General features: G+C 41.9%; 15 protein-coding genes. 6 read left to right on the top strand and 9 right to left on the bottom strand.

The features are described from left to right. Positions 1–76 precede the first annotated feature (76 nt). The 3 genes from C2869_RS04085 to C2869_RS04070 all read right to left on the bottom strand — a co-directional run bounded on the left by C2869_RS04085 (position 77) and on the right by C2869_RS04070 (position 5,617). Positions 77–2,467 carry a right-handed parallel beta-helix repeat-containing protein gene (locus C2869_RS04085; RefSeq protein ID WP_108601740.1) on the bottom strand — a complete coding sequence of 797 codons (2,391 nt, stop codon included), beginning with the start codon at positions 2,465–2,467 and terminating at the stop codon, positions 77–79. 330 nt (positions 2,468–2,797) lie between these two features. After that, on the bottom strand, positions 2,798–4,798 hold the full coding sequence (locus C2869_RS04080) for a malectin domain-containing carbohydrate-binding protein (protein WP_159084024.1): 2,001 nt from the start codon (positions 4,796–4,798) through the stop codon (positions 2,798–2,800). A gap of 189 nt (positions 4,799–4,987) precedes the next feature. Then, entirely contained in the window at positions 4,988–5,617 is a 630-nt protein-coding gene (locus C2869_RS04070; RefSeq protein WP_108601738.1) for a hypothetical protein, read from the bottom strand. A 340-nt stretch (positions 5,618–5,957) separates the two neighbouring features. Between C2869_RS04070 and C2869_RS04065 the strand changes: the two genes are divergently transcribed. Beyond that, the gene (locus tag C2869_RS04065) at positions 5,958–7,220 is read left to right on the top strand and encodes an IS4 family transposase (protein WP_108601737.1); all 1,263 of its coding nucleotides are present in this window, start codon (positions 5,958–5,960) and stop codon (positions 7,218–7,220) included. A gap of 13 nt (positions 7,221–7,233) precedes the next feature. Here C2869_RS04065 and C2869_RS22445 read toward each other — a convergent pair whose 3' ends face one another. Then, positions 7,234–7,389: a hypothetical protein gene (locus tag C2869_RS22445; protein ID WP_159084023.1), complete on the bottom strand. Its 156-nt coding sequence runs from the start codon at positions 7,387–7,389 to the stop codon at positions 7,234–7,236. Between the two features lie 185 nt (positions 7,390–7,574). On the opposite strand from C2869_RS22445, the gene C2869_RS04060 reads away from it, so the two are divergent. Continuing rightward, positions 7,575–8,813: a helix-turn-helix domain-containing protein gene (locus tag C2869_RS04060; protein ID WP_108601736.1), complete on the top strand. Its 1,239-nt coding sequence runs from the start codon at positions 7,575–7,577 to the stop codon at positions 8,811–8,813. A gap of 66 nt (positions 8,814–8,879) precedes the next feature. Here C2869_RS04060 and C2869_RS04055 read toward each other — a convergent pair whose 3' ends face one another. Then, positions 8,880–10,997: a thrombospondin type 3 repeat-containing protein gene (locus C2869_RS04055; protein ID WP_108601735.1), complete on the bottom strand. Its 2,118-nt coding sequence runs from the start codon at positions 10,995–10,997 to the stop codon at positions 8,880–8,882. Positions 10,998–11,145: 148 nt separating this feature from the next. After that, positions 11,146–12,045 (bottom strand): hypothetical protein, encoded by a 900-nt coding sequence (locus C2869_RS04050; RefSeq protein WP_108601734.1) that lies wholly within the window; start codon positions 12,043–12,045, stop codon positions 11,146–11,148. Between the two features lie 192 nt (positions 12,046–12,237). Here C2869_RS04050 and C2869_RS04045 point away from each other — a divergent pair, with 192 nt between their 5' ends. Continuing rightward, entirely contained in the window at positions 12,238–13,503 is a 1,266-nt protein-coding gene (locus C2869_RS04045; RefSeq protein WP_108601733.1) for a helix-turn-helix domain-containing protein, read from the top strand. A 466-nt stretch (positions 13,504–13,969) separates the two neighbouring features. Here the strand turns inward: C2869_RS04045 and C2869_RS04040 are convergent, their stop codons facing one another. Continuing rightward, complete coding sequence (locus C2869_RS04040) at positions 13,970–15,580, bottom strand: right-handed parallel beta-helix repeat-containing protein (protein ID WP_108601732.1); 1,611 nt, start codon at positions 15,578–15,580, stop codon at positions 13,970–13,972. A gap of 664 nt (positions 15,581–16,244) precedes the next feature. Here C2869_RS04040 and C2869_RS04035 point away from each other — a divergent pair. Further along, positions 16,245–17,090: an AraC family transcriptional regulator gene (locus C2869_RS04035; protein ID WP_108601731.1), complete on the top strand. Its 846-nt coding sequence runs from the start codon at positions 16,245–16,247 to the stop codon at positions 17,088–17,090. Between the two features lie 364 nt (positions 17,091–17,454). Next, positions 17,455–20,742: a TonB-dependent receptor gene (locus C2869_RS04030; protein WP_108601730.1), complete on the top strand. Its 3,288-nt coding sequence runs from the start codon at positions 17,455–17,457 to the stop codon at positions 20,740–20,742. A gap of 120 nt (positions 20,743–20,862) precedes the next feature. On the opposite strand, the gene C2869_RS04025 is transcribed toward C2869_RS04030, so the two are convergent. Together C2869_RS04025 and C2869_RS04020 are read right to left on the bottom strand one after the other, a co-directional pair. After that, positions 20,863–21,300 carry a GlcG/HbpS family heme-binding protein gene (locus tag C2869_RS04025; RefSeq protein WP_108601729.1) on the bottom strand — a complete coding sequence of 146 codons (438 nt, stop codon included), beginning with the start codon at positions 21,298–21,300 and terminating at the stop codon, positions 20,863–20,865. Positions 21,301–21,317: 17 nt separating this feature from the next. Beyond that, complete coding sequence (locus C2869_RS04020; RefSeq protein ID WP_159084022.1) at positions 21,318–22,094, bottom strand: DODA-type extradiol aromatic ring-opening family dioxygenase; 777 nt, start codon at positions 22,092–22,094, stop codon at positions 21,318–21,320. Between the two features lie 166 nt (positions 22,095–22,260). Here C2869_RS04020 and C2869_RS04015 point away from each other — a divergent pair, with 166 nt between their 5' ends. Next, positions 22,261–23,019: a LysR family transcriptional regulator gene (locus tag C2869_RS04015; RefSeq protein WP_159084021.1), complete on the top strand. Its 759-nt coding sequence runs from the start codon at positions 22,261–22,263 to the stop codon at positions 23,017–23,019. Positions 23,020–23,053: the final 34 nt, after the last annotated feature.

Below are 23,053 nucleotides of genomic sequence, written 5' to 3'. Positions count from 1 at the left end.
AGGCAATGATTTCTGGTCGGTTTACCGTGGTCTGTTCCAGACGGCCACGGCATTTCCCGCTTCCTATAAGTTTACCTTAAGTGTCTTGAACAAATCGTTGCAATCGTCTGCAATACAACCAACCTAACATTAACAAAAATATTGCGCTAAGGCTGCCACCTGCTGAACTCTCTGTGTTGCCGGCCTTATCGTCAGGTTGTGGTTCCGGCGTTGGCTCAGGTACTGGCGTTTTATCCTTAATCGTAATCGTATGAGTTACATTGCCAGTCGTATTAGCGTTAGTCGCTTGGCCAAGCGTAATGATCAAAGTTTCATTATTTTCGACTTTAGTATCTGTTTTAATCTCGAAAGCTAAGTTAGCGCTTTGTCCTTGTGTGATCACAATATCGCCTGCTGATAAAGTATGATCATCCGCATTAGCTGTACCACTTAACGTATAAGGAATGGTAACAGGGTAGGTCATGGCTAGTGTACTGAGCTCAATGGTAACCGACACAGCTTTGCCTTCGTCAACCGTTTGCGTTGGGCTTAGACTAACATCAGGATCTTGCGTGATAGGATCTTGGCAATCTTCACCGGGTAAACCATAACAACCTAGCCCTGTTGGCCCAAATTTGCGTTCCCAAGTTATACCAGCCTGCCAATTGGCCATGTTGCCGCCGAGTTCGTAAGCGCCAACATCTGGTTTGTTGTCGGTCACATCGTCAGTAAAGCCAGTAATCGCCCGTCCTGCGTCAACCGGAGATGATCCTGCTTTTAATCTAAAATCACCGTTTGCCGCATCAATAAACGGTGAGTTATTGGCTGGGTAGCTAAGGTTATTTTGCTTATCTGATTGTGGTTCCCAGTTGCTATCGTCTGATAGGTTATTCCAAACTTTTACATTACTAAACTGGGTGCCTTCTTTGTGCCATGCCCCCATGACCTTTTCGCCGTTGATAAAGGTATTGTTGAAAATATTGAGATCCGTTCCGTCCCAGTTGATTTGGATATTTGACCACTCCGTATTCCAAACCACGTTATGATGCACATCAACGTCGGAGGTGTCGTTGTCTAAGTAGATACCAGTGGCTTTTTTCTTGGTTCCGCTTGAATAGGCATCATGAAACCAATTATGGTGAATGGTCATATTGCGCGGGCCACCTAAGGTGTAGAGTAGGCCGCAATCATCGGCAATAAGGTTGCTAAACGAAACATCGTTGTAGGCATATTCGGCATTGTTATTCACGGTTTGAATAGCATCACGTCCACCACGAGTAATGGTGTTGTATTTAGCAATGGTGCCATTACCGCCGCGAGCGTTAATAATAGAATCGTAATCGCCTAAATAGTTAAAATCGTGAAGGTAGTTGTCTAAGATTTGCGTGTTTGTACCAGAATCATAAATACCCGAACCAGAGCCAAAACCGATTTCACTGCGCTCGATTATATTATTGGCACCAGCTACTTTTATGCTTTGATTGCCCGAGTTAAATCCTCTAACAACCCCTAACGTATAGTTGCCGTACAAGCTAGTAACACCATAGATTAGGTTGTTTGAAGCGCCGCCAGTCAGTTCTATTGAACCACCAAATACCGCGAGATTTTTGATATGAATATGATTACGACCCGCTAAATCAATTGCTTTTACCCGCTTACGCATTTTTACTTGGCCGTCATTCGGTTTAGCGCCATTGGGTAGCTGGACAAATAACTCTTTGCTGTTGGGGTCAAAGTACCATTCGTTTTGATAATCAAGCGCGCCTTTTACGCCTTGTAAAAAGAAGTCACCTTTATCGCCTGGCGCATGAAATGTGCGGATCCAAGCTGGGTTTTTATCTAAATCAAAATAGACTCGCGTTGCTGAGCTGTCGGTGATAAAAGCTCGCCAAGTAGTCCAACCAGAGCCAGGTTTGTCGCCATAAAAATACAGTGAACCCCCGTTTTTCCAATCGATGTCGGGGATCCCTTGATTGTAATCTAAATACGCATCATTGATGGTTTCTGGTTGGCTACCGCCAGAATTGCGTAACGAGTTTTGGGTAAAGGGGTCACCATCGGTGTTGTTAGGCCAGCGGGCTAAATCCATCGCGGTTGCGCCCTGCATGACAAAGTTTTGTTGGCCGAGATCCCAATCAACTGTTGTTTTATAGATATCGCCGCTATCTTTTTGCCATCCGTTAAGCGCTTGCATGGCGGTGATAATCACTTTTTCGCCGTCAACGGCGGTGAAGATAATAGGATTATCTTGGCTACCGGAATTGGCAGGACGCAGTGTTTCTTCGTAGGTGCCTGAACCTATGAATACAGTGTCGCCAGCAACCGCTTCGTTAGCCGCTTTATTTAGGGTTAAATAGGGTGATGACTGTTCACCACTATTACTGTCGTTGCCGGATTTGCTAACATAAATTTCTTTGGCATAAGTTAGCGGCGCTAATGAAAGCAATATCACGCTAGCTATTACCTTGTTAGAAGTGGAATAGTGCATATGAAGTGTCCAATTATAATTATATTTTGTAACAATTCAGTATCTTGCAAAATCGCCCAATTTCTGCGTCGAAAGTGCTCATTTATGTTCATAAACTCCGCGCTTTTTTCTTGAACTTTAACGATTTTTCTACGCCCTGAATCGTTACTGATATGAGCTTAATTAAAGTTATTGTTTTAGATTACCAATCAAAATAATTTTATAAATGTAAAAATTATCAATCAAATGTAAAATGTTGTTTTTAAGGTTTGATGTTTGCTGGAATAAAGATAAAAGCCATTCCCAACGTGAGAATGGCTTAGCTAGGGGTACTAATAATTTCCCTGTTAGTTAAGGAAGTTCACATCCTTTATCGTCAACATTTGCGTCAACTGCGGTACTCGCGCACTTGTCATCAAAGTTAAAAACACCGTCGCTGTCGTCATCATCCCATGCCTGTCTATCTAGGTAACGTACCGAGAATGCGGCAATCGCTGCGTGTGTATCAAAACTGGCCACCGCATTGGTCTGCATGCCTGTTTTGTATACATCTTCTACCGCTGTGAATACAATGGCATGTTTATACGCGGTATTGGCGCCTGCAGCCGCGAAGATATCCAGTGCATTAGCGATTTTTGCATGTTGATTATGAATATCCACAGCTCGCTGACCTGATTTAGTGTGCTCAATTTCGGCAAAGTAATAGTCAATTTGATAGGTTGAACCAGGGTTTAATGCAATATCACCGATTAAACTTGCACCATGTAATGCCATCCAACCTGCGCTGGTTTGCTGTTTTTGATACAGCTCATCATCTTCAGTGCCTATTATATCTTCGCTAGTGGTTAAGCCTGCCCAGCCAATGCCGGTGAATAGCTGACCATCTTTAGCTGTATAGTCAGAGCCGCCAAGATTATATGCATGGACATAGGTACCTACCATTAAGCCATTGATGCGCACATTGGTTTTTTGATATCCAATTTCACCGCTGTCATTTTCAAGTGCAACTTTTATATTTGGTCTGCCACCGGTTAATTTGGCAAAGGCACCTACCTCGTTGGCTGTCCATTGGTATGGGCCAGCACCTTCAATCGAGTTTACTGCTAAACCATTAATGTATAAGGTGGCTTTGACCATTGTCGCAGTGGCGTCCACGGCTTGTGCAGTGACAATTAAATCGGCTGGCTCAACTAGGCTGTCGTCAATTGGGGTTACGGCCACATCAAAGGCTGAAGGTTTTGGACCGCCATTGTCGCCTGTATCTGGTTCTGGCTCAGGTGCTGGTGGGTTCCACTTCGCTGTGGTGGTCGACATGATAGTCGATTCAGCATTTGTGATAGTGGTGGCGCTTATTTCACTGACTTGGTTGGTTTTATATAACACCATGCGATCTAATGCGTGGTAGGTTGAGCGCGCTGATACTTGGATCTCGTATACCCCCGCTTCAGCAAAATCTGCATAAATTGGGTGGGCGTTATTATCACTGGTATAAGCGTGCCATACCCAAGCATCTGCTGGCGTACCAAAACGATAGACCTTAAAAGCCCCTTTTGCGCTGCTGCCTTCAGGTGCTTCACCTTCACAGGTATTGGAATGTTCTTGTTGACGAGGGCAAACTGTATGTCCGTCTGGTTTTTTGCCATAAAAATTTTGCGCTAAAATTTTAATCCAAGTGTCGTTGTGATCACTCGGTGATGTGCCATGGCGAATAGAGTTACGCCACTGCATACGGTAAACCCCAGGGTTGTGTATTTCGACATGAATACTAATCAAACCTGCTTCAGGTGTTTGGAATGCTTGCCAAGGTGTCCATTGAATATAGCTGTCACCCGTTGCGCCATTGCCTGTGACGAGCTCCCAGCCAGTTGGATAATCGGTATTTTCCATTTCAATTACGATAAGGCCATCCTTTTCTTGGTATACATTGTCGATGGTGACAGCAGGATCAGGATCTGGCGTAGGCGTTGGATCAGGATCTGGCGTAGGCGTTGGATCAGGATCCGGTGTAGGCGTTGGTTCAGGAGCTGGCGTAGGTGCTGGATCAGGATCTGGCGTAGGTGCTGGATCAGGATCTGGTGTAGGCGTTGGATCAGGATCTGGTGTAGGTGTTGGGTCAGGATCTGGTGCAGGCGTTGGATCAGGATCCGGCGTAGGCGCTGGATCAGGATCTGGCGTAGGTGTTGGGTCAGGATCTGGCGTTGGATCAGGATCCGGTTTTGGATCAGGATTAGCAATGGGATCTGAATCCATTTTAGTGGGTGAATCACTGCTGCCACCACAGGCGGTGAGCGTAGCGAGTAAGATCGCTAGCCCGAGCCAACGAGCCGGTTGGGTTAATTTATTCGTGCTCATAGTTTTCCTTATTTTAGTGCTATGGTTGGTGTTGTGTTTGAACTCTTGTTTTTATTGGCGAGCATTATTTATGCTTGCTTTTGGGTAATTAAAATAAAGATAAAAGGTGTTTATACATGGGAAAAAAATTGCGGATGCCATAAGCTTTAAAGGAGCAAAGCTGGCTAAATTTATGACATCCAAATTGGCTTATCCTTTAGCCATTACACCTTTGCCAAGAAACTGTTTGAATTTTTCTGGGCTGCCGTATTCGTCACCGGTAAACAGGTAATACAACATACCGGCATCTGAACAGTCGGCGACGTTGTCAGGGTGACGTTTCATGCGCTCATAGATCCAACCTATGGTTTGATCCTCATGGCTTTTCATCCACTGCCAAACTTGCCAATTGTGTTTCGAGTTCCACAGTAAGTTAGGATCCCATTCGCCGTTTTGATCGCGAATGCGTTTGTATTTTAAGCGGTTGCCGCTAAGTGCAATGGCTTGTTGAAGCGTGTGGTGTTTTTGATTATCTGCTACTGGGTTTTTATCGTATTTAGGATCACCCCTTCGCAAGTGCGTATCGTTGTAGCCACTGTGTGAAATAATATAAACGTGATTTAAACTTTCTGTTTTGCCTGCCTGTACGACTTTTTCGACAACCCGATAAAAGAATTCTGGCGGCCCCATATGAATAAAGTAAAGTGGGTTAGCCTGTGTTGAAATGGCGATTGTATCGGCCAAATGATTTAACGCTTTTTGGTAATTAGCGCTGACATCAAAAAATCGTGATGCATCAAACTGCCAATGCTTAATTGCGCCGTTAGCGCCAATTGCCATTTCATTAGTGGCTGTCGTGTGCGGCGGTGATTCAATAAAATTGTTATAGGAAAAATGGACTAATTTATCCTGCTTTTTGGCTTTAGCTATGATAGCGAGTGTTGCAGGTGTAGCACCCCAGTCATCAGGATCGGCTTTGGGCCAGAAATGGCAATGCCATTAAGTTAACGATTTTTAGTCGGATTTTTAGTCGATTGGGCTTCGCAAGCTCAGCGCTAACCAACGTTAATTTAAGAAAAGGTGAATGCTGGGGGCAAAAATATGGTAAAATAAGTGCTTAATAATTCGATGATTTTTTTGAAAAAAACGGTTGATCTAATGACACTTATCCCGCAAGAAAATTGTTCAAAATATAGCCAATCTGATAAACAACCCTGAGTTTATTGCTCGTTATAAGTCTTCTCCTAAAGATTTTACTCGTAATCGTTCGTTAACCTTCAGTCACCTTGTCTCTTTTCTGCTGAATTTTGTAAAAGGCTCTGCTGCACAAGAGCTCGATAACTTTTTTGATATCATTGAGCAAATCAATGGTACTTATTCTCACGTAACCGCTTCGGCTTTCACGCAAGCAAGAAAAAAGCTCGACCCCTCGGTGTTCGTTGAATTAAACCGCGTGTTAGTTAACCAATATAGTCAACATTGCCGTCAACGGTGGCATGGGTTTCGCTTACTCGCTGTTGATGGTTCAACTGTCAATCTCCCTGCAACAAAGGAACTGAAAGCCCATTACAATCCAACAGATGAAAGTCGAAAGAGACCCTTAGCCCGCCTGTCTCAGCTCTACGATATCAGTCATCGAATGACGATTGACGCGTGTATTGAGGGACATCACACAGATGAACGCACGATGGCGCTGTCACATTTACCGCATACTCAGCAAGGTGATTTGGTTATCTATGATAGAGGTTACCCAGCGTTCTATATGTTTGCTTATCATCGTCATATCGGTGTCGATTTCTGCATGCGGACGCTTTCCAACTATAACACTCAAGTTCAAAACTTCATTCAATCTGATGAGAAAGAAGAAATGGTTGAATTGCACCCGAATCGGTTTGCCATCCAGCGTTGTAAGGAGCTGGGGGTATCAATAGCACCGCTCAAGGTGAGATTAGTCAGAGTGCCACTATCAAGTGGTGAAACGGAGGTGTTAATGACGTCAGTCGATGAAGACAGATTGCCTTATGAAGAATTTCAACCCTTATATCACAAGCGTTGGGGTGTTGAAGAAGATTACAAAATCATGAAAAGTCGACTTCAAATCGAGCAATTCTCTGGGAAGTCACAGGTCGCTATCGAGCAAGATTTCTATGCAAAAGTCTTAAGTAAAAATATCACCAGCCTTTTCGTCAACGAAGCGCAGAGTACGATTGATGAAACGTTAGCGCATCGCAAGCGGCGCTATCAAATCAACTTCACAGCGGCCCTTAGTGTAATGAAGCAAAACATAATTGTGCTACTTCAACTAAAAGACATCACGTTGAAGATAAACAAACTAATATCTAAAATGCTCCGGCATACCAACGCTATCAGACCAGGCCGCTCTTTTGTTAGAAACGTTAAATTGGGAGCCAAGCATCATATGAATTATAAGCGGCCTAACTAGGCAAAGGCTTAACTTAATGACATTGCCAGAAATGGTGGTTATCAGGTTGGTTGTTACCGTCGGCACTAATGGCAATACGGTTATTGTCGTAATGCCAACCGGCAGCCAAGGCTAGATTAAAATGGCACGCCATAGCAAGCGTCCCTAAAGAAATGAGTAGTTTGTTCATAAATGACTTAGTAAAAGTTATATTTTATCTGTAAATTCAATAACAAAAAATTTACAATCTACTTACTAAGATTGTCTAGGTTGCAATAAGGGTGTACTGGTTATAAAACGGTGACATCTATTTGTGTAACAGAATATGTAACGGTTACTTTTGAATGGGTGCCAGATTAAACAAGCGATGTACTAATGAGCTATACCCCCAGTAAACAAGCGCTGTTGGCGCAACTTGAGCGGATCCATAAAAGCAATGTGGTGGGGCGTTCATCTAATTTAAATAAATTACTGGATTATTTGGTTGATAAACAACTATCTAAAAATGACCGTAAGTCACAAGTTGAACACAACCCGAAAGAGACTGAAATAGCAATTGAGGTATTTGGCAAAACCACTGAATTTAACACTGCAGAGGATTCGTCGGTTCGAGTTCATATTTCTCGATTAAGGAAGAAGCTCGAAGAGTACTATCAAAGCGAAGGTAAAAACGAAGCTTTTATTATTTCAATCCCGGTGGGAGAATATCGATTAGCTTTTGCTGAAAATAGTCTAGCGCAAACGCGCGCATTGGATGGTTCTGAAAAAACCTTAAACAGTCATGCCTTAATAAACCGCAAAACCCTAATACTAATGGCGGTGCTGTGTTTATTGAGTGTGTCACTCCATGGCTTTTTTTATTATCAAACACCTAATCAGTCGCTAGCGAGTTCACCAGCTCATGTCAGTAACAAGGTTAAGCCCGCCCCGCATTTTTTATGGCAAGACTTTATTCAATTTCCGCGCCGTACATTGATTGTATTGGGGGCGCCAAGCTTGTCTGAACCTAATAGAGACGAGGTGGCAACATGGGTTAAACCTGATCACCAGCTTAATATAAGCAAGAATCAAATATTAGCGTTAAAAAGCTTACTATCGCTGACAGACGATTTTAGATACACGCCAATTGTTTATGCCGAAGATTTAACCCCGAACGATTTAAAACAAAAGAATGTGGTTTACATTGGTCATTTTGCCAATATGGGGATTTTACAGAACTATTTTAATGGTTCGCATTTTTCGTATCGAGTTGAGCAAACGGCTTTAGTTTCTAAAGCCAGTCAGGAGCAATATGTTGCACCTAATACAGACAGTGAACAATACGTCGATTATGGTTTATTTGCTAAGCTGGATGGCCCGCGTCATAGTAAACTTTATATTATTTCTGGTTTTACTGACTCAGCATTGCTCTGGTTAAGTTGGTTTGCGACCAGTAATAAAGCCGATGCTCAAAAAGAGTTTGGTCATTATATCGGTGACTATGAATTAGATAATGGCGATAATTTTGAGTTGTTATTTAAAATACCCAGTTTGCAAGGCACCGACATGGGCTATGAAATTGTTGCCCAGTCAAAGGTCGATAGTCACGCGGTGTGGCATAAAATGCAGCAATAGTTTTGATACAGTTATACCTCACATTAGTGAAATGGGTTCAATAATGTGAGGCTTTATTAGCGACTTTTACTCTCTTGATGATTCAGGGTGGCTAACCAAGTTTGCATTCCAAAAAGTTCGGGTTGGTCCGGCATTATTATTAGCGGCAAAGGCTGAATCACGGAATAATACAAAGCGGTCGATACCATAGTATTTAGAACGCCCAGCAATTGTGAGTTTGTATTCGCCTGGGTTATCGAATGTTGCGTATAGAGAGTGGGCATTGTTGTCACTTACGTTGGATATCCATGTCCAATAATCCGCTGGTCCGCCTCCACGGTATAGTTTAATAAAACCTTGGCCTGAGCCACCATGCACGGGGATTGTTTCTACACAGGCATTAGATGCTAATTGTTCACGTGGACAGACTGTGCTGTTGTCCTTTTGCTTGTATCCAAAAAAATTATTGGCTTCAATCCGGATCCAGCCGTCGTTGTGTTCGGTAAAGTTTGTGCCGTGGCCAATCACCGAGCGCCAAATAAAGCGATAGGTTCCAGGATTAGTAATCTTGATATCAACATCAATGTAACCGGCAGTTGTTGGATTAGTGTGAGGTGTCGCGAAGAAATTACCGCCATTCCATTCTAGGTATTGGTTACCTGTTGCGAAGTCGCCGGTTTTTAAATGCCAACCGGCAGGGTAATTAGTTGATTCCATTTCGACTACGAGCAAGCCGTCTTTTTCTTTAAACGCCTGTGTCAGCAGCGATAGTTCGGATGCGCTACAGCCTTTGGCATTAACCACATTGGCTTCGCCTGCTGGGGTATTGTCACATTGGTCAATGTGATCGGCTTTGCCGTCGTTATCATTGTCGAGTTGGTCAAGCGAACAGCCATTCGCATCGACAAGGCGGTTTGTTGTTGGAAAATTCGCAATATTTTCAGTATTTGCGCAGTTATCCATTGCGTTAATAACGCCATCGTTATCGTCATCTAATTCGTCAGGGGCGCAACCGTTGTCATTAATGTGAGCGATATAGTCGCTTGGTGTGAATATGCACATGTCATTAATATTTTTTACGCCGTCGTTGTCCTCGTCGTGATCTTGATGGACTTTTTTTACGATCTCTAAACCGGACAGCATGGCATCACCTGTGCTGGCGATAAAGTACAAGTTAAGTTGGCCGTCGTCGACAGAGATTTCATTAGTGATAGCTTGATAGGCTATATTGCGGCCTGCGGTTGCTTGATGTACGTCGATTGCCGTTAGCACTTTATTATTTTCTGTTTCTGCTGCTACATCGAATACACGGCTGCCCACTTCGCTATTCCACAAGGTTTCGACTAAGTGCAATTTGGCAAAATAGCTGCCGTTTGCAACAGGTAAGCGATATTCAAATTTAGGGCCATATTTGTGGTGGCGGTACATATAATCATCATTGGTATTTAACACATCACGATATTTTGTTACGTCTACGCCATTTTCTTTTTCAATGTAAGTTGCCCCTTCTCGGTCGCGATTACGGCCGATATAGTAACTGTGATCACGGCTGAAAAATTGTCCATCGTCAGCGATAAATTCGAGTCGTCCTGAGTTAATAGCGCTTAACGTGATGTAATATTCACCATCATCGCAGCCGTCGGCGTCGATATTGACGGCATCTTTGTGGGTATTGGTACATTTATCAATTGTATCGGCAACGCCATCTCTGTCTTTATCTGCTACTTCTGCACTATGGCAACCTTGTGCATCAACATTGTCTTTATTTGCTTGCGGCGTGACAGGACAATGATCCATGGCATCGGCAACTCCGTCACCATCGGCGTCTACCGTTGGGGTTGTGTCAGTATGACAGCCTGTGGCATCAACCTTATCTTTGTAAGCAGTTGGTGTGTTAGGGCATTGATCGACAGCGTCAACCAATTGGTCGCCGTCGCTGTCGTTTTTCTCGTCCGCGTGACAACCATTTGTGTCAACATCACTTGCTAACTGGGCGGGTGTTGTTTGGCACAAGTCTTTATCATCTGCTATGCCATCTTTATCCTGGTCGACGATAACCTTGGGATCGTCTTTTTCACTGGTGGCATCATTACTGCCGCCTCCGCCACAGGCGGTTAAGATAAGCATGCTACCTAGTAGTATGGTTTTTACTAAGGGGATTTGGGGTGAAATCCGAGTTTGCTTGTTGTTTGATTTTATTGTCATTTTATTTCCATTAGTGCTTGTTTGAAGTTGCCGTTGACAGTTGAGGTGTAGTTATTCTTGTTAAGTTGAGTTTTCACTCTGTAGAGAGTGGCTTTAGGGAGTCGAACCTCAATGCCGCTAACTTAACGGCATTGAGCTGTCTTGCCCTTTAGGCTTTAATGCCCTCACCAATAAAAGCTTGTAGCTTAGCTGGGCTGCCATTGTCATCGCCCGTGAGCAGGTAGTAAACCATGCCGGCATCTGAGCAATCAGCAACCCCTTTCGCATTGACTAGCATGCGCTCGTACAACCATTGAACACTGGGATCTTTGTGATCCTTCATCCATGCCCATACCGACCAGTCATGTTCAGAGCTCCATAATTTATTGGGATCCCACTGGGCATTTTGGTCTTGAATTTGTTTGAAATTAATGCGGTAGCCAGTCAGTTCGATCAGCTCACTCATTTTGTGGTGTTTGTCTTGTGGGGCAACGGGGGATTTATCAAACTTGGGATCGCCGCGTCGTAAATGTTGGTTGTTGTAACCGCTGTGTGAAATCACATACACATGAGAAAGGCTGTCGGCTTTACCGGCTTTTATTACGCGTTGCACGGCACGGTAAAAAAATTCAGTTGGTCCCATATGAATAAAATATAAAGGATCCTGTTTTGTTGATTTAGCAATTTCAGCTTTTAAATGTTCAAGCGCGGTTTCGCTGTTGTGGCTAACATCAAAAAATTTATCGGGATTAAATCCCCAATGCTTAATTGCACCGTTTACCCCTATCGCCATTTCATTCGTTTCAGTGGTGTGAGGTGGTGCATCGATAAAATTGTTGTAAGAGTAATGCACTAGGTTTTTGTGGGCTTGCTTTTTGGCAATAATCGCTAACGCGACCGGCGTGCCGCCCCAATCGTCAGGATCTGCGCGTGGCCATTTGTGCTGAAAATCAGCTTGGTTGTTACCATCGGCACTGATGGCAAAACGGTTGTTATTGTATTGCCAGCCGGTTGCTAAAGCTTGGCCTGACAAAATAATGGCGACAAGAGAAAATAATAAAGCTCGCATATAAAAAATGACCTTGTAAAAACGAGAGTAATGTTAGCTGCGTTAGCAATATAAAGATAACAACCGCTGCTGCTAAGTAGAAAATTGCGGTAACATGTGTCATTTTGGTAAATTGTTTACATTATTTATACAAGGTTACAGTAACAAATACTCTTGTAACGGCTTTTTAAAGTTAACTTTTTGGATATTGATATGTGTTTTATGCCAAGCAAGCAAGAATTGCAGCGTCACATTAAAAAAATTAATGAAAACAGTGCGATAGGTCGCTCTACTAATCATAAAAAGTTACTTGAATATTTGGTTAACAAAGAGATAGAAAGAATTGACCAGGAGTCAGAGTCCGTTGTTCCCCCAAAAGAGCTAGAAATCGCGATTGACGTGTTTGCAAAAACCGCCGACTTTAATGTAGCGGAAGATGCCTCTGTTAGAGTACATATATCACGCCTCAGAAAAAAGCTAGAAGAGTATTATACTAACGAAGGGATCAATGAAACATTCGCCATATCCATCCCTGTTGGTGAGTATCGCTTGGTATTTATTGATAAGCGTAAACCCAATCCGTCTTTAAACGAGAATACTGATATTGCCGCTACGACTAAACCGTCGCAATCGGCTGTTTCACTGTTAAATTATTTTGTTGATTTGCGTTTTTCCTCTGCTGTGTTTTGCAAACTTGTGTTAGCCATTGCGCTAATATCATTGGCGGTGAATATAATGCTGATTACCAAACAGCCACCGCAATCGCTTAGTGTTGAGCAAAATTGGCTTCATCCACTTTGGCAAGATTATTTACACCCCAAAACCCGTAACTTGATTGTGTTAGGTGCAAAACCCGCACAACTATTCAATTCAGTCGCTGCAAAAGAGCGCGTCTATACAAAAGAGCAAGTTAATGTGCATAGTAAAAGCCAAGTGATGGCGTTAAAAAGTGTTTTAACTTTATCTGAAAATTTTAGAAATACGCGCATTATTCAAGCCAATGAATTAACAGCCAGAGACACCAAGCTGTTTAATATTATTTATATTGGTCAATTTGCCGAGATGGGTATTTTAAAAAATTACTTTAAAGGTTCAGGATTAGCTTACGATGAAGTCGAAAAAACATTAACCGACGTTAAGCACAATAAAGTGTACCCGCAACCAGAGCGAACACATTCGCAATATATTGATTATGGTGTATTTGCCAAATTCGATGGGCCGAGTAAGGGAAAAGTCTATATTTTTTCGGGGTTTACTGACTCGGCTTTACTCTGGTTAACTTGGTTTGCTACATCAGAGCTGGACGTTAATAAGCTAGGACATGGTAAGTATTTAACCGAATATGATTTACCTGCCAATGATAATGTTGAGTTATTTTTTCGCATACCCAGTATGGATGGCACCGATATAGGTTATGAATTGGTTTCAACATCGACAGTCGATAATCATGCTATTTGGGATCTTAGCGAGTCGTTTTAACTGCTAGTAACGAGAAAGGGTTATTGGTGTTTCACCCTGAGCGTAGTTCGTCTAGCTAACCATAAACCAAGGCAGTCGAAGGGTTCATTTTATCGTAACTATTCAGCGTGTTTGTAAATAGAGCTAAATTTTTACCACAGGTATAAAAAATTACCGTCATACCTGAGAAATCAGGTATCCAGCGCCTTTGTTAAAGTAAATTCAACTCTGTGTACAGTACAAAGTCGCTAGATTACCGCATTTGCAGGTTTCTTGTTCCTGACGAAACCTAAGTACCTACGTCCTGTAGGCACGGCAAAGACGAGGGTAAATAGCAAAAACATGGCCTGTAAAACCAATAACGCTGAATACTAACGCCTAATAAAAACAGCCCAACTCACTTAAAACTGAATTGGGCTGTTAAGATTTTCTATTTCTTGTTAGCTGTCAGCAAGCTTAAAAGCTCGCCTACAATAAAAAGGATAATTTAATTACCCGCACCATCATTGTTTAACCACAGAAACATAACATCATCAACTATGCCGTTTAAGTGTGGGTTACTTGTGGTGAAACTGCGATGGGTTTGCCAAACGTAATTGTTGGTCCAAGTAATGGTGTCTTGTTGCACAACGCGACCCGATTCCGTACCACGCATTAAAAATCCTTGTTTTTCTTCAAGTACATTAAAGATATTGTTGTTAGTCCAAACATTCCATCTTGTGCCTTGGGCGCCAATGTTTTGTTCAGTGCCGTTCTCTTGAAAGCCGCCCGCACCAGTCGGTGAAGATTGGATAAGATTAATAATACCGACATTGTTATTGATCGTATTATGGTGTGCTTCGATTTCAGTCCAAATCAAAAAGCGATTATCGGCACCAATAATCACATTCTCTTCGACGGTATAGCGAGCTGAGTGGGAATCAATATCTATGCCGTCCCAATGGTTGCGCGATATTAAATTGTTACGCACCAATGCGACATTTTCTGCAGTATGGCCACTGCCGTGCAAGTGAACGCCTCTAAACACGGATTTATCAATAAAGTTGTTTTTAATATCAACTTGAAAAGTACCTGAAACGTAAATAGAGTTTAGTGCGCCACTAATTGTGACCCCATCAACCACCACGCTTCGAGCATGATCAAAGTGTATACCATTGGTTCTTGGAATAACTTGTCCTGTATTGGCTAATGTACCATCGGCATTTCTTGGTTTTAGATTCGGATCCCAACGTGCCCAATTACCTAATGGGTTAGATGACGCAGTACTTAATTCAACTTTGATTTTGCCGCGCTGCGAACCTAAAAAGGTCACGTTTTGCACGATAGGTTGGTTTTTTATGGAGTCGTGCAGCGGTTGATTTAACTCAACGATATTGTTCGGCACTGAGTAATTTTGCCCAAGTGAGGTCCAATCGTCTTCGCCAATTTGACCTCGGCCTTCAACCCAAGCACTGGCTTGGCGTCTTACCGTAAATACGCCGTGCATCTTGGACCCTTTAGGCGTAAAAGCTGCTCCTCCGACATGCGCGGTATCGTTACCGGTATAAGTGAGTTCGCCATCGATCCAGATTGTTTTATTACTACCGACAAATATAGGTGACGTGATATTCCAGTTACCACGAAAAACAAATGTGCGCTCTATATCATCGGCGAGATCAGCGCGGGCATTGTCTAATTGCACAGGCCCCCAAAGCACAACGATAGGATTTTCTGCGCGGATCCATTCGTTTGGACCTGTTGCCGGACGATTAGCCAATGCCGCTGCGGTATTTTTAACTGCGTCCATATTAGCTATTTGATTTCTAAAGGGAGAGTCATTGCCTAAAAAGTATTTGGTGTTGATGACTTCATTCCAAGGTACGCCTGCAGCATCAAATTGATTACGCACTGTATTACGTTCGTTATCGTTACCGATTGTTGGTGCTTGTTGCGTTCTTACTACACCATCATCATTTGGGTAGTTGCCATTGGTATCGTGACGATCGGCATCATCCCAATACCAAGTCCCCCCTTGAGTAAATATAGCCGCTTGTACGCCAGTGGTTGTTAGTGTTGTACAGGCTAAAACCAATAAAGCTTGTTTAATCGATATTTTCATAGGTTACCTTTGTATGTTGTTTTTATTATTTTTGTTATTTTGATTTGTCGGACATTTAAATCGCGAGCTTACTAAGCTTGCGAATATGAACAATTGTAAATATCGCAATATGATAAAAAAATGGAAGGATTTGTCTTTATAATGGCTATTGTTGATATTTTGTAACAAATTGTTGGTAAAATGTGATTTTTAAAAATGCGTGTTGTGATTAAGGCATTTAGGTTAGGTTTTCATTTGCTGCTTTAATTACCGTTTGTATTGTAGGTCGTCGTGCGCAGTTCCAGACGTGTAACGGCATTCTTAGTATCCATGTAGGTCGAAATTTATTTCGACAATAGCAGCAGAAGCTGCAGCCTTGTTAGGGCTTTCAATACGACGCACTGGATTTTGTTCCCGAAAAATCCTAAGTATCTGCTATCCTGCAGGCACCAAAAGTAGGCGCTTTAAGCGAGCGTCGAACCTACAAAAAATAGCTAGCCTTCTTTCAACTAATCAAAACTAAATTGAAATAGTACTAAATTAGTAATCTTTTATTGTGATTGATTTTATTTGTACAAAATACCGGTAATACAGAAATCAAATATAAATAAATTCATTTATTGAATAAAAGTGAATTAAATGTTTAAAATGTGAATATGATGGGTTGATTAGTCACGTTTATGTCATGCAACAATTGAAGCCAGTAGAAAAGATTAACGCGCATACCTACTGGGAGAATATTAAAGTTGACCCGATATTGTCGAGTATGCGTGGACATGTCCATTGCACCTATTATAGTGAGCTGGATAAAAAGTGGTGCCGCGAACAAATCAATGATCCCTACTGTCGTTTGTACTTGGTCAGTAAAGGTCGAGGCCACTTATTGATACAGGATAAAGAGATAACGTTAGAGCCAGGTTACCTTTATCTTATTCCTTCAAATACTCAGCACAGTCATAGTTGTGATAGCGAAATTCATTTTTATTGGTGTCATTTTCAAGTTGAATCCGGTTATGGTTTGGACTTGTTTGATATTCTTGAATTACCAATAAGATGTAAAACACAAGAGCCAAATACCGACGAACAGCTTATGCAGCGCCTAGTTGAGCTAAATAGTGATAGTGCGACTTGGCGAATATTGCAGAGGTCAGCCTGTTTATTAAATTTACTTGCTCCGTTTTTTAAAACAGCAGTTGAAACAGATATGTTAGATAGCAAAGTGGATTATTTTTTAGTGATCCGCTTTATTAACGAGCATCTTGATCAAGCGATCACCTTGGAGCAATTAGCGGCGATCAATAAAGCGTCGCCGGAACATTTCAATCGTAAATTTAAACAAGTATTTGGCATTCCTCCTATTGCTTACGTGACTAAAAAACGTATTCAAAAATCGCAAGCCTTGTTGCAAGACACCCAATTCCCTGTGAAAAAAGTGGGGGCATTATGTGGCTTTACTGACCCATACCACTTTTCTAAAATGTTCAAAAAATACGTAGGTGTGTCACCTAATCATTATCGAAAGAAAAAATAACAAATACACAAATTTAGCTTTTGCCAACAATCAATAACGGACAACCTATCATCTTGTTGTATCTATTAATTTAGTATTGCTAATTCACCTTTTGCTGTGTACCTGTAGCCAATCAAGTGCCTATTCACCTGATTAAACAGACTTAACTTATAAAATCTCAATTCAATATATAAACTCAACTAGTAGGCATAAAATTTCAATTTGCTATCCACTTAATATTAAATAGTCAAAATTAAACATTAAATTAACAAAATATTACATTTAGTTCACCTCGGGTAAATTCTATATTCTAAATCGTATACAAAGTGTGGTTTTTGTATAAGAACATAAAAATAATATAAAACTAAGTAATAAAGGATTACTCATGTCCGTAAAATTTAAAATCAGTTCAGTTGCTGCCGCGATTTCATTCGCCCTTTTAAACACAACAAGCATTCAAGCGCAGGAAAAAGACAACGACACTGAAGTCATTGAAGTGACGGGGTTTAAAGCCAGTTTATTAAAATCGCTCAATAATAAGCGCAATACGGATACGGTAAGTGATTCTATTTTTGCCGAAGATATTGGTAAATCCGCTGACCAAGACATTGGTGAAGCGTTGCAACGGGTTACAGGGGTATCGATTCAACGTGGTCAAGGTGCAGGAGAAACAGAAGGTACGACAGTAACGGTTCGAGGAGCTGGCCCAAATTTAAATAATATTTCGCTTAATGGCATAGTGTTAACCAGTAATACGGAAAACCAAGCCGTAGATTTAAGCGCATATTCAGCTGACATTCTAAATTCAATTGAAGTTATTAAGACTGCATCAGCTGATCAAGATGAAGGCAGCTTGGGTGCTAATATCGAATTAAAAACATTCCGCCCGTTGGATGCATCGAAAAATCGTCGCGTTGTCGAATTACAAGGGCGATATGACGATTACGCTGAAGAAAATGATTATAAAATTTCTGGCTCGTTTTCAGAGAAATTTTTAGATGAGACTTTAGGCGTGTATGTCACAGCGTTTAAAGAAACCCAATCTTCTCGACGCGATATGTTTTATACCGACCAACTTAAATTGTTTAGCGCAGACAATGCCATTGACCAACATACCGGACAATTAACCGGTCCGGTTACGGGTTATATTAATGGACAAAATGGCTTTAAACTTTTCCAAAATAATATGGATCGCCAAGGGTTTACAACTTCGTTGCAGTGGGCGATTTCAGACAATTCAGAGTTGGTGTTAGGGGTAACTCAAGCGGATCAATTAATGGAAACTGACGACAATACAATTGGTTCGTTAGGTTCGCTTGAGCCGTATCAGGATGAAGATTTAGCGCGGATCTTGGATCCTCAAGATCCTTGGTTGGTATACAACAGTGAAAACCAAATGTTTACCAAAAAGTTAGATCGCCAAGCACGGGGGCGCACTGCACGATTACAATCTGGGGTTGAAACTGAAAATAGCGTATACAGCTTAGAGTTTAGTCATTATTTTACCGACACATTGCGCATGGACATTCGTGGCGGTTATTCAAAAACCAAAGCCGATGATGATTACTATAGTTATTTAAACTCCAATAACTATGCGCATGTCAGTGACGACGCTTTACGTGCAGTTGACGCCAGTGTTATTGAACCCACGGGTTATGACTGTACCTCGGGACAATGCTATATCGTTACCGGCACGGGCTTGGTTGACTTTGGCCCCGGCCAAACCGGAGCCGCCGGAGAAAGTAACAAAGATAATGTGATTACCACAGCCTACAACCCTGATGATTTAAATGCGATTCATTTGCAACAAGCCGTGTCGCGCGACCGTATAATGACTGACAAACAAAAGTCTTTGTATGTTGATTTTGACTGGGATCTCGATTTAGGGCCTATTCGTAAAATTGAATTTGGGACTAAATTTCAAAAACGTGAAAAGGATGTGTTTAATCAACAATATTGGTTTGAAGGTGTACCACAGCCTCTTGGCCAAGATGCATTAGGCATAGGTATTGATTCTATTCGTTTGAGTCAGGTGACAGATGGCCAAACGCCTTTTGGTGATAATTTCTTGGCTGATCTGGGTTATGCGCGTACAAACAATACAGATGGCTGGTGGACGTTAAATGCGAGAAAAGCGTTTGCGTTATTGTTTGAAAACGATAACGTTAGGACAAAACCAAAGTTGTCGAATGACCGTCAAATTGAACTCGACAATTTTGCGGCTTATGCCAAAGCCAGTTTTGCATTTTTAGACGACACGCTGACCGGTAATATTGGTTTACGATACGTAGAATCTGAAGTGGCAAGTTTGGGCTATTCGTCTTTAGATTGGCAAAATAATGCTGTATCTGATCGTAACTTGATTAAAATTGCGACAGACACATCACTTGCCGCTTGTACACCTACACAACTTTATAATAACGGCGTTGATGATGAAGATGGTTATAAATTGGCTGGTGGTTTTGATGCCAATGGTAATTGGGGGCCGATTGCTGAGCAAAGTTGTTATGACGTAGATTATGATTTAGGCCCTGCACAACGTAGCCGATATGCAGATGGCAGTGTACCAGAAGATCCTGAGGAATTTAGTTCTACAGCGAGTAATGACGTAGATATGTGGTTACCGAGTATGACGTTAAATTACAATTTGTCTGACGATATGATAGTACGTTTTGCCGCATCTAAAACCATGGCAAGGCCGCGCATTGATTCATTAAAACCGAGTATGGAAATGCGTGAATTTGTCTGGGGTGCTGGAAACTCTACAATGAAACTAAGCAATCCTTATCTTGAACCTCTTGAATCAGAAAATCTCGACTTATCTTATGAGTGGTATTTCAATGAAGGGGGAGCATTGACGGTTGCTCTTTTCCATAAGGATATGAGTAATTTTGAAGAAGATGCTTCAATCAATGGTCATTGGCAAGATTTACGCGGTGTCACCTCAGAAGAGTTAAAACAATTAGACCCAACCTCAGAAATATTGATCGAGAAACCAGGCGGTAAAGCATTAAAATACGACGATGCGCAAGCGCAAGGCATTAACTGTATGATTGATCGTCGCCATAAATGGCAAACGAATGCGTTGAGTTCATCAGAAGAGTGCGACACCATAATTGCTGAAGTTATCCGTAATGGCGCTGGTGGGACTAACAAAGGTATTGAAATTGGCTATAACCAAAACTATGACTTCTTAAATGGTTGGATGGCAGGTTTAGGTACAGCGATAAACTATACTTATTCTGATTCGAAAACGGATGCCGAAACTGGGCTGTTAAATACTGAGTTAGCCGCTTTACCCATGGAGAATATCTCTAAGCATACTTACAATGTTTCTACATTCTGGGAGCAAGATGGCAACTTAGTTCGCTTAGCCTATAACTATAGAAGTGACTCTTTAGCCAGACGTTCGTTTGAGTCTGGGGCTTTATGGAATGAAGGAGGCGGTCAGCTCGATTTATCAGCCAACTATCAAATTAACGATCACTTTACGTTAACGTTTAATGCAGTTAATTTAAATAACCGTAAAAGTCGCCAGTATTACACCAATTTAACTGAAGAAAAGGTGAATATTGAAGGTAATGCCATGGAAGGGGAAGCCAATAAATCGCGAACTATTCGTGAATGGACCTCTGGAACCGTTTACCGTTTAGGTTTGCGAGCCACATTTTAAGTAAGGCCAAATCCCCCCAAGCTAACGTTAAAGCTAATGTTAGTTTGGGGGAAATGCGATTGGCTAGCGCTTCTTTATTGAAACAGCATTAGCCTTGTCTTAACTAAATTGGAAAAGGTACTAACTTTCAACGTTATGTATTGAGTTAATGGCTTGCAAGGCGATTTTTTCATCCATACCGGACGATGCGCCAGAAATGCCAATGGCGCCTAACGTTTGTTTGTTGTGATTGATCAATACGCCACCGGGTAAGGGAATAAATTTTCCTTGAGTGGCACCATTTATACAAGTTGCAAACATTTCGGGTAAAACTTGGTTATTAACCAATTGATAAAATTGACCGGAATCAAACCCCATTGCTAGTGCCGCGTTGGCCTTGTGTTGGGCTATTTCAAACCTGGCTGTGCCAACACCATCTTGACAACTTGCTACTTTTACGTGGCCGCCATTGTCTAAAATCACAATAGCCAGTGGTGGTGTTTGATATGTAATTGCCAGCGCTAACGCCGAATCTAAAATCGATTGCGCTTGCAGTAAAGTGATACCACGAGTATTCATGCTTTATAACCTCATCCTTAACTCCAGCCCCAACAACTATTGTTGGCTGTGCCAAATTCCCAAGAGTCATGCAGCAAGGTTGATGTTTCGTGTTGGGCAGCGCCTAAGGCGATAAACAAAGGTAATAAATGTTCATCCGTCGGGTGTGCTGTTGCGGCATTAGGGGCTAAAGTGCGGTAGTTAATTAAACTATCAATATCCTGAGTGGCTACTTTTTCTTGTAACCATAAAACAAATTCATCGGCCCACGTTTGGCGAATGCCTGACTGATTTAGGCGGCTTAAGTTATGGGTTGCCATGCCTGAGGCTAATATCAGTATGCCTTGTTGGCGCAGAGGTGCCAATTGCTGACCAAGTTGATATAGATCTAACGGCGTATAGTCACGCGGCAAGCTAAGGCCAATAGTGGGAATATCGGCTTTGGGGTACATAAAATAAAGTAACGACCAAGCACCGTGATCCAGACCTCGCTTATCTTGTGCTAACCCTTGCTGACCAAGCTGATTGATCAGTGTTTGTTGTAGCCAACGTGGATTTTTGACCGAGTAGGGTATTTTACTCAACTGCGGGGGAAATCCGTAAAAATCGTAAATGGGGTTGAGTTGCTCGCTCGATGTGTAACTTAGCTTTGCTGTTTGCCAATGCGGTGAAATAACCACAATTCCCTTGATTTCGGGTAGTTGTTGCGGCAATTCGCTTAAAAACTCAGTTGCGGCAGATGGCTCGATGAGACGCATAGGTGAACCATGCGACAAGAAAAGCACGGGCGCGCTCGCATTTTTGTTAATAGACATAGGATAACTCATTAGACACGTTAATTCGAAATTTTGTTTGTTACGGCTAAAACGTAGCTGCAAAACTAATTATGCGTGTATACAATGAGTATTTAAATGTGGCTTTTAGTAGTATCAGTGTTAACTAAAAGTATACTTTTGATGGTTGTAAGCAAAGGGTAAGGGTTTGGATAAGCTTGGATTAATGCAAAACTTTGTCGCAGTGGTGCAAGAGGGCAGTTATACCGCGGCGGGTCGCTATTTAGGTAAAACTAAAGCTATAGTTAGTCGTCAAGTGAATCAGTTAGAATCTGTACTGAACAGTAAGTTGATTAACCGCTCGACACGCAGTTTTTCGATCACGGATGAAGGACATGCGGTTTACGAACAGTGTTTATTTATTATTAATCAAGTGGAGCGACTTGAATCGTTAAATAAAGGTGATGATTGTCTAACGGGGCGTATTCGCATTTGTGCGCCGCAAACCTATACAGAGCAAGTGCTTATGCGCTGTTTTTGTCAGTTTAAAGCGCTACACCCCAATTTACACATGGATATACAGGTTTCTGATCAATTTGTGGATATTGTCGAGCAGGGATTTGATTTGGGTATTCGCATCGGACAATTAGCCGATTCTAATTTGATTGCTCGACAACTTGCTAGGGTTAAACCATTACTGGTGGCTAGCCCAGAGTTTATCGCGCATCACTCACCCATATTATCTATAGAACAAATTGCTTCATTGCCTTGTATTTCAGATTCGAACCGTCGCACAGGTACGACTTGGCATTATATTGACAATGGCCAACAAAAGTCGTTAAAAATCAAAGCCAGTATTCGCGTTAACAGCGCGCATGCGGCAGCGCAAGCCGCCATGTTAGGTAGCGGGGTGGCGTTATTACCTGACTTTGCCGTGCAAGCTGCCCTGAATAAAGGCGACTTATAACAGATTTTACCAGAAACTGAATTTGAGTCATTTG

Origin of the sequence: Saccharobesus litoralis, assembly GCF_003063625.1 — a bacterium.
In the GTDB taxonomy this organism is placed as follows: domain Bacteria; phylum Pseudomonadota; class Gammaproteobacteria; order Enterobacterales; family Alteromonadaceae; genus Saccharobesus; species Saccharobesus litoralis.
The sequence above is the reverse complement of the archived record's forward strand: the minus strand, read 5'-3'. Positions and strand labels throughout refer to the sequence as shown.